At 44.4% G+C, this 8,145-nt stretch carries 7 protein-coding genes and 1 pseudogene; 2 read left to right on the top strand and 6 right to left on the bottom strand.

Going from position 1 to position 8,145, the window contains the following annotated elements; translation table 11 throughout:
• The 3 genes and pseudogenes from F6K37_RS26600 to psbP all read right to left on the bottom strand — a co-directional run.
• A pseudogene (locus tag F6K37_RS26600) lies at positions 1-246 on the bottom strand (hypothetical protein); the annotation flags it as partial.
• A 158-nt stretch (positions 247-404) separates the two neighbouring features.
• Positions 405-998, bottom strand: a complete 594-nt coding sequence (locus F6K37_RS26595; RefSeq protein WP_287253366.1) for a Maf family protein — start codon at positions 996-998, stop codon at positions 405-407.
• Between the two features lie 211 nt (positions 999-1,209).
• Positions 1,210-1,752 carry a photosystem II reaction center PsbP gene (psbP, locus tag F6K37_RS26590; protein ID WP_044491972.1) on the bottom strand — a complete coding sequence of 181 codons (543 nt, stop codon included), beginning with the start codon at positions 1,750-1,752 and terminating at the stop codon, positions 1,210-1,212.
• Between the two features lie 204 nt (positions 1,753-1,956).
• On the opposite strand from psbP, the gene F6K37_RS26585 reads away from it, so the two are divergent.
• Positions 1,957-2,997, top strand: a complete 1,041-nt coding sequence (locus F6K37_RS26585) for a tetratricopeptide repeat protein (RefSeq protein ID WP_287253363.1) — start codon at positions 1,957-1,959, stop codon at positions 2,995-2,997.
• Between the two features lie 57 nt (positions 2,998-3,054).
• Here F6K37_RS26585 and psb34 read toward each other — a convergent pair whose 3' ends face one another.
• From psb34 to F6K37_RS26570, 3 genes are all read right to left on the bottom strand, one after another.
• Complete coding sequence (gene psb34, locus F6K37_RS26580; RefSeq protein WP_008178251.1) at positions 3,055-3,234, bottom strand: photosystem II assembly protein Psb34; 180 nt, start codon at positions 3,232-3,234, stop codon at positions 3,055-3,057.
• A 162-nt stretch (positions 3,235-3,396) separates the two neighbouring features.
• Entirely contained in the window at positions 3,397-5,412 is a 2,016-nt protein-coding gene (thiO, locus tag F6K37_RS45665; RefSeq protein ID WP_287253360.1) for a glycine oxidase ThiO, read from the bottom strand.
• Positions 5,413-5,738: 326 nt separating this feature from the next.
• Positions 5,739-6,233 carry a RodZ family helix-turn-helix domain-containing protein gene (locus F6K37_RS26570; RefSeq protein WP_075873601.1) on the bottom strand — a complete coding sequence of 165 codons (495 nt, stop codon included), beginning with the start codon at positions 6,231-6,233 and terminating at the stop codon, positions 5,739-5,741.
• 1,127 nt (positions 6,234-7,360) lie between these two features.
• Between F6K37_RS26570 and F6K37_RS26565 the strand changes: the two genes are divergently transcribed.
• Positions 7,361-8,071, top strand: coding sequence for an EamA family transporter (locus F6K37_RS26565; protein ID WP_287253358.1), 711 nt, complete (start codon positions 7,361-7,363; stop codon positions 8,069-8,071).
• Positions 8,072-8,145: the final 74 nt, after the last annotated feature.

Raw genomic sequence — 8,145 nt, 5'->3', positions numbered from 1 at the left:
AGGTCCATTGCCCATAAACTCTGAACCAACTTCGTTGTTGATTTCACCATCAACAATATTCATGCGAGTACGCATTTGACAATCAGAGGTTGGCTGGTCTAGCTCAGCTGAGGAATGAGGAGCTGGGCTAGATGAGGATACCCAAGTCGTAATTTCTAACTCCACTGCTTCACCTAGGGATAGGGTCAGGGCATCCCTAATGTTACCTGCCTTGATTTGTTGTTTAAAGTCGTCTTTAGTGGTCATAGATTTTTTTGTTGCCCTAGTCCTTAGTTCTTAGTTCTTAGTTTTTAGTAGTCAGCTAACAGTCTACTGGTAATTACAAGCGATGCAGCGCCGACCTGCGGGGGTTTCCCCCACTCCCGCTTTGCATCAAGAAAATGACTAATCACCAATTACTATACCTATTGCCAAAAATCAGTAACTTCATATCCTAGTTCCTGTAACATTCGATGGAGTAGGGGTAAGCTAAGACCAATAACATTACTATGACAGCCTTCGATTTTGTCAACAAAGATTCCCCCTCTACCTTCCAAAGCAAAGGCACCAGCACATTTAAGGGGTTCACCAGTAGCAACATAGGCTTCTATAGCGCGATCGCTTACATTGGCAAAATAAACTCGCGTTACACCACAGCGCACTATGGTTTTGTTCCGAGATAAGTCAATTAAAGCATGACCTGTATAGAGTTCCCCAGTCGTCCCTCGCATCTGTTGCCAACGAGCGATTGCTTCAGAGGGGTTAGGGGGTTTCCCATAAATCTTACCTTCGATACTCAATAGGGAATCACAGCCTAATACCAGAGCGTCGCTAAATTGATCAGCAACAGTTTTTGCTTTTTGTTCAGCTAGAATCTGCACTAACGTTGCTGGTTCTGGATGCTGCACTTGAGATTCGTCAAAATTGCTTTGGCAGACCACCGGTTCAATACCAGCAGTTTGCAACAATCGTCTGCGAGCATTAGAAGCTGAAGCTAATACAAAAGTCGGCACATCCATATAGCAATTTTCAGAAACGTTTGAGCGACATTGCTTATTTTTTTAAGGCAATAGGCAAGAGGGTTTTAAGGAAATCAGCGTCAAAAAAGACTGTACCTGATTAGCACGCCTTTGGCGAACAACTAAACAACCAAACAACCAAACAACCTGTAACCTTCAACCCTTCAAACCTGCTACCTTGGCCTTTAGGCCACCCTACGCGAACAACTGTTTAATAGTTCACTGAAAAGGACTTAACCACTGCCTCCAATAAATTTTTGGTCTTACCCCAGCGTCGTTCGGTGGTGGAAGCATTGAAGGTGTAGAGCTTGCCACGGTTGACCACCACACTGGCGAGGTTGTGCCGTTCTTGGTTGGGAAGTTGGACGTTGTATTCTAAAAGGTAATACGTCTTTTCTGCTACCTCACGAGCTTCAGCATTAACCAACTCGGCTGTGCGACCAGAATCGGGAGGAGCAATGGCATTTTTTTGCAGCTGATACCCCACTTCTGAGGGTGTACCTAAATCAGCAAGGCTCTTGCCTTCCGGCACTGGGCTAATCACCACACTAACATTTTCGGTGGTTTCTATAATATCGTGGAACACTACATCGGGTCCATCAGTCACCTTGATCGGGACCCAACCGTTGGGATACAAAAACTGATAACCGTTAAGGCTGTCTACATAGCTTTGTAGACCACTGGCACCAGTTGTGCAGCCATGTATAGCCAGACTCAACACTAGCAGCAGTAGTGGTGCAATTTTCTTGAGCATCTCTTTGAGCATCTCTATTAAACGTCAACTCAGCTGCTTAATTGTCTCATCTTTAACTAATCGTACTTGCCCCTATGTATTTTCTGTTACCGGTTGGACACTCACCAGATGTGTGATAGATAGTTAAGTCAAGTTAATAGAGCGATTTTAGACAACTGCACACGGTAACAATTCTGGAAATCATCAGGCTTTGTAAGGAATACCATGAAACCAACTTATTTAACTATCTCTAGTCTAGGACTTGCCACAATACTGACTGGATTTACCGCAACTGTCTATGCTCAGCAGGAGCCACTTCCAGTTCCAGTCATTATCCGATCTGAGCCAGATAATCAAAAGCCTACGTCAAAGCAAGAGCCAACTAATACTGAAGCCCAACCTGTGGAGGAGAAACCAGCTACTACTCAAGCCCAACCTGTGGAGGAGAAACCAGCTACTACTCAAGCCCAACCTGTGGAGGAGAAACCAGCTACTACTCAAGCCCAACCTGTGGAGGAGAAACCAGCTACTACTGAAAAACCCTCTGTTGAGAAAGACCCTTTTAATACGGAATTGCCAGTGAGAACTATACCCCGGATGAGTGCTGTTGAATTCTACAACCGGGGCGTGGATCAACTAGATAATGGTAATTATCCAGAGGCAATGGCAAATTTCAAACAGGCTTTGCAGCTGGAACCCTATGACCCTGATATAAACTACAATCTCGGCTACGTCCACCACATTCAGGGGAATTATCAAGAAGCGATTGATAATTACACTGCTGCTATCAAGATTAAAACCGACTATGGTGAAGCCTATAGCAACCGTGGTTATGCCTATTTTGTGCAAAAGAAGTTCATCGAAGCGATCGCTGATTTTTCCAAGGCTATTGCTCTGACACCCGATAATGATACGGTTTATCTCAGTCGAGGTAATGCCTACAGTGAAGTAGAGAACTATTTCCAAGCAATTGCGGATTACGATCGAGCTCTCTCGATTAACCCTAAAAATGCTATGGCTTACTACCAACGCGGTTTAACTCGCAGTAAGCTCAAACAGTATCAAGCTGCTGTAGCTGATTACACAGAAACTCTAAAAATTGAACCCACTTTTGCCGATGCGTTTTATAAACGGGGTCTAGCCAGACTTGACCTCAATAAGGTTGAGGAAGCGATTCAGGATTTCAAAAAAGCGGCTGATTTATTCCAAGAACAAGGCAGAACTGAAAATTATCAAGAAGCGATGGAAGCCATCAAAAAGCTTTAATGGCAACCAGACCCTTGAACTGAAGTGGCTTTTCAACAGCTTTCTTCTGTGCAGTACCTAGCTCACACCAGAGGCTGAGAAAGCCACAAAGATCAAGCCACTTACTAAAATCAGGGCTGTTAGACCCAAGATCAGGTAGTTGCGCTTTTCTGCTGCAGTGGGTGGCTCTGCCTGGTAAACTTTTGGCTCTTTAGCAAAATTGTTTAAACGCCCGCCCTCTTCTACTGTATATGGCATGGATTACAACCTTTTTTTACTTTATTTATATAAATGTAACAAAGAATGTAACAAAAATTGGCATAACTACTCTTCAGTTTTCCTGATTAGCTTGATTTGTTACGTTAAAGTATTAATCCAGTCCTAGACCTTGACAAGTTCTTTGATCTATGAATTTGTAAGCTAGCTAATGGTACCAGTCAAGGGTGAGCTAGCGCTAGCATAGTTTTTAATTGGAATACGACCAGCTAGGTAAGCCAGACGACCAGCTTCGGTGGCCATTCCCATCGCTTTTCCCATCATGATCGGATTACCTGCTAATGCGATCGCACTATTAATCAATAACGCATCTGCCCCTAACTCCATCCCATAGGTGGCTTCACTGGGGCTACCTATGCCAGCATCTACCACCACCGGCACTCCAGCTTCCTCAATGATGATTTCAATATTGGCAGCATTCTTGATGCCCTGTCCCGAACCAATGGGTGAACCCAAAGGCATCACCGTAGCACATCCTATCTCTTCTAGGCGTTTGGCTAATAACGGATCCGCATTAATATAGGGTAAAACCGCAAACCCTTCTTTTACCAGTTGCTCTGCTGCCTGTAGAGTACCAATGGGGTCAGGGAGTAAATACTTAGGATCAGGAATCACTTCCAGTTTCACAAAATTATTGTCTTCTTGACCCAATAGCTTCGCCATTTCCCGACCAAGCCGTGCCACTCGCACCGCTTCTTCCGCCGTTTTACAGCCTGCGGTGTTGGGTAACATCCACAGTTTCCTCCAATCCAGGGATTCCGCTAGCCCTTCGTGTCCTGGTGCTTTAGTTTGTACCCGACGCACAGCCACCGTTACAATTTCACTGCCACTAGCCGCAATACTTTCAGCCATTACCTGTTGAGAGTCATACTTACCTGTGCCAGTCATCAGACGAGACCGAAAGGTTTTTCCCGCAATGGTCAGTAAATCAGCTGGGGATGGTTCCTTCCCATTGTCAGAGTGAGAGTCCCGGACCGTAGCAAAATTATAGTGCAGCACTGGTGTTGAGGAGGAGTTACTAGATAATCTTATTAGATTAGGACTGCTTTGACTTGAGGCTGGTTGATGGTAAAGTCGGTCGTATCGAAATTGATCTAACAATGGGTCAGACTTTTGCTTCTCAATCAGGTCAGCCAGCAACAAAGCTGTTACCGGAGCCAGCAAAATACCGTTGCGGTAGTGACCCGTAGCCAGGCTCAGGTTTTGGCAAGGACCAGTGCCAAGAATTGGTAATTCGTCAGGTGTTGCTGGTCGAAATCCCCACCAACACTCATGAATCGAGCAGTGTTGGATTTCCGGATATAGCCGGATAGCTGATTCTAACAAACGGTTAATTCCAGCAGTAGTGTTGTCAGGCTGCCAACCCACATCCTCTACTGTTGCACCAATCAGAATTCGTCCATCTCGACGGGGGACTAGATAAACCTCAGAGCCATGTAACACTCGCTGTAGTGGCAAGGGGTGTTGATAATTTTTAGTGGCTTTTACTGACAGCATCTGACCTTTTTTTGGAGCCACTGGCAAGGGCAACAGTTGATTAGACCAGGCTCCAGTTGCCAGGACATAATGGTCTGCATGGAGTTCCCCTGCGGAGGTTCTAATCCCAGAGACTAAGCGATTGCGCTGCTGAATTGCCTCCACAGCTATCCCTTCACGCAGCTCTACTCCCCATTCTTGGGCAGCCAGTCCCAGGGCTTTACTGAGTGCTTGGGGAACCACCTGAGCATCTTCTGGGTACCACCAACCACCAACCACTTCTGAGCTTAAACCGGATTGATAGCAATGAATTGTATCTTTGTCTAACCAGTCAGCAACTCCGGTTTGGTTGCTGAGCTGGTGTTGCTGATTTCCTGCTGCCCCTTCATAGACCGGTGCTAAAAAGCCACAGGGCCAATAGCCCGTTGCCACACCAGTCATCTGTTCCAGTTTGGTACACCATTGAGGATACAGTGAGTGGGACCACAAGCCTAAATCTAGCATCGGACCAATGGGGAGCGCTTCTGAGAATGGTGCTAACATTCCCGCTGCAGCTAGGGTGGCACCTTCTTGGAAATTGCGGGTGACAACAGTTACTGTTGCCCCACGCTGTTTCAGTTCTACAGCGATCGCTAAACCGATAATGCCACCGCCAATAATCAGAATGTCACTTGCTGCTTTCATAGGTTAAGGAGAGTGGAGACTAGGGATTGGGGAAAGTATCAAGGATGAACTATCAAGGATGAACTATTAAGTATGAAGTATCAAGGATGAACTATTAAGTATGAAGTGGGAAGTGGGAAGTGTAACTCGTAGGTTGTGGATAACGTTTTTAGTCAACCTTAAGTCCGATCAACCCATTTCCTCCTTCAACCTTTATTTTTTATCCTTTTTACTTCAAGCTTTATTCTTCAACCTTTATTTTTCATCCTTTCTGCTTTTGACCCATCCCCTAATCCCCAATCTCTAATCTCTTCCCCAACCTTTTAAACAACTACAGGTAGTGCCCTTTACCATAGGGCTGGTATGGGGTCATTATCTTCGTATACTACTGTACCAGAACTTCCTGTAGTTGCTGAGCTTGCTGTAGTCGCTGGAGCACTAGACTCACTGATGACGGTAGTTCCTTGAGCAACAGTATCCTCCTCTGGCTGTGCAAAGGGATCAGTTGTAGTCGGCTGTGCTTGTGCGATCGGTTGCTCTGGTTGAATACTCGGTGTTTCAGCTTCTGTAGTTGATGGGTCTTCTAACAGTGCTGTATCCGTTGGTTCTGCCTCCTCCTGGTTCCTACCCAGATTAAAGAAGGGAATGTTAAAGCGAGAAGCCTTTTCTTCCTCAGCTTCAGGAATTGGTTCTACTTGATTTGCACTCTGGGGAGCCTCTTCGATTTGGCGACCCTTACAAGCACTAACTGCTCCTAGGAGAGCAACCAGGACTAATAATTTGGTAGTTAACCTCATATATTTGTTCATACTCTGATTCGATATCAAGAATTGTGTTTCCATGACTTAATACCTGTGTGTCGAAGTAGGGAATTTACAGATGTGTCCCTTTTCGGTGAACACACCCGCCCATAATATACCAGTTGAGTTCTCCGGAGGTCACTAGAAAAGAAAATTGTTCATTTTCTTGATGCAAAGGGCGAGTAGGGGTTTCCCCCTTTGGCCGACTGCATCGGTTTGACCCTATCCCCTGCACCCATCTAGCGCACCGGTATGATTTTTACCCAAGGCGCGGAAATCGTCTTGTGAATTACCAGACTCCAAGCTGACGCTACGGTACTGGCTTGTCACTTGACCGGGGATTGCCTAAGTTGAGTTTTGCGACTAAGCTGAGGTTTTACATCCCCGACCTGTTGCAACAGTCCCACGCCCATCAGACCGATAGCATTTCGATTACGTGAACGTGGGATAGGTCAACAGGTTTTTTTTGACTTGGTTATTGTCAATCTAATTTACTGTCAACATAAGCATTCAGCCGTCAGCTGTCAGCCGTCACGTTATTTTATTCAAAAGCACCAATCAGTAGGTTGGCCTTTGGCTGATAGCTGATAGCTGATAGCTGATAGCTGATAGCTGATAGCTGATAGATTAACTTTCAACATTATCATGTTTCTAGTAAATTTTTGATCATTTTGTTGATCAATTTGGATTTTTTCCCGGGATTGACCAGATCAAAATTACTTGGAGGATGTCCAGGTATCCCGAGACCTAATTTGCCTATTATGGCGCGAGACTTATTACCTCCCCCAACTCTCAACCATTAGTTAACCATTAGTTAACCATTGCTAAATGTGCCTTAGCTTACATTCTGTTAGCACTGATGGGGAGATCGGGTAACAGAGGATGATTCAAAAGCTAACTGTGTCAGTGCGATCGCTAACTGCTTCTGCTAATACACAGTTAACTGTTTTAGTCAACTGTTCTAGTTAACTGTTTTAGTTAACTTATCTACTTTTATAGGGTTGCTTAGTGACGGGTAACAGTCAACAGTCAACAGTCAACAGTTAACCATAAATCCTCAATTTAACTATGTCTTAACTTATGCCTTAACTTATGCTTTAAGCTAGGCTAGTTAAGTCTGCTATTCACTCATTATCCCTATTCTGACTAAACTACAGGTTAGCACTACTATGCTTTGGTTAATATTCGCTAGTCTAACAGCTCTTTTTGCCTCTGGCAAGGATTTGACGAGTAAGCGAGGGCTCAAAAATGTTGATGCTTACATTATTTCTTGGGCAGTATTATTTTTTTCTTTACCTGTTTTACTGCCCCTCCTTTTTGTGATTGAAATTCCGGAATTAGGCCAAAATTTTGGCTTAGCCTTAATGGTCGGAGGGTCTCTGAATGTGGTAGCGATGAGCTTGTATATCCAAGCATTGAGTCGGTCTGACTTATCCATTACCGTTCCCTTTATGACCTTCACCCCGTTATTTTTATTAGTGACATCCCCAATCATTGTTGGAGAATATCCCACCCCCTTAGATATGGTAGGAATTCTCATGATTGTGGTTGGGTCTTATAGCTTAAATTTGAAAGAGAAAAGAAACGGTTACCTCGCCCCTTTTAAAGGGCTACTCAAGCAACGAGGCCCTCAGCTAATGTTAACCGTAGCTTTAATTTTTAGTATTACCTCAAACGTTGATAAGGTGGGGGTACAAAATTCATCTCCAATATTTTGGGCAATTGCGATGCATACCTTTATTGCCACAGGTATGGGAGTGATAATGCTGTATAAATCAAGAAGTAAATTAAACCAAATTCCAAAATATTTACTATCTATAGTTCCTATTGGTTTCTTTCAGGCCGGAGTAATTTTGTGCCACTTTCTCATGACCAGATAGGGTGTGCAGTAACTTACCATTCTTATTCCAGAGTTTGGCAGTCTTGTCAGCACTAGCGCTAGCAATAGTTTTAC

This window comes from Moorena sp. SIO4E2 (assembly GCF_010671945.1).
Lineage (GTDB): Bacteria > Cyanobacteriota > Cyanobacteriia > Cyanobacteriales > Coleofasciculaceae > Moorena > Moorena producens.
The sequence above is the reverse complement of the archived record's forward strand: the minus strand, read 5'-3'. Positions and strand labels throughout refer to the sequence as shown.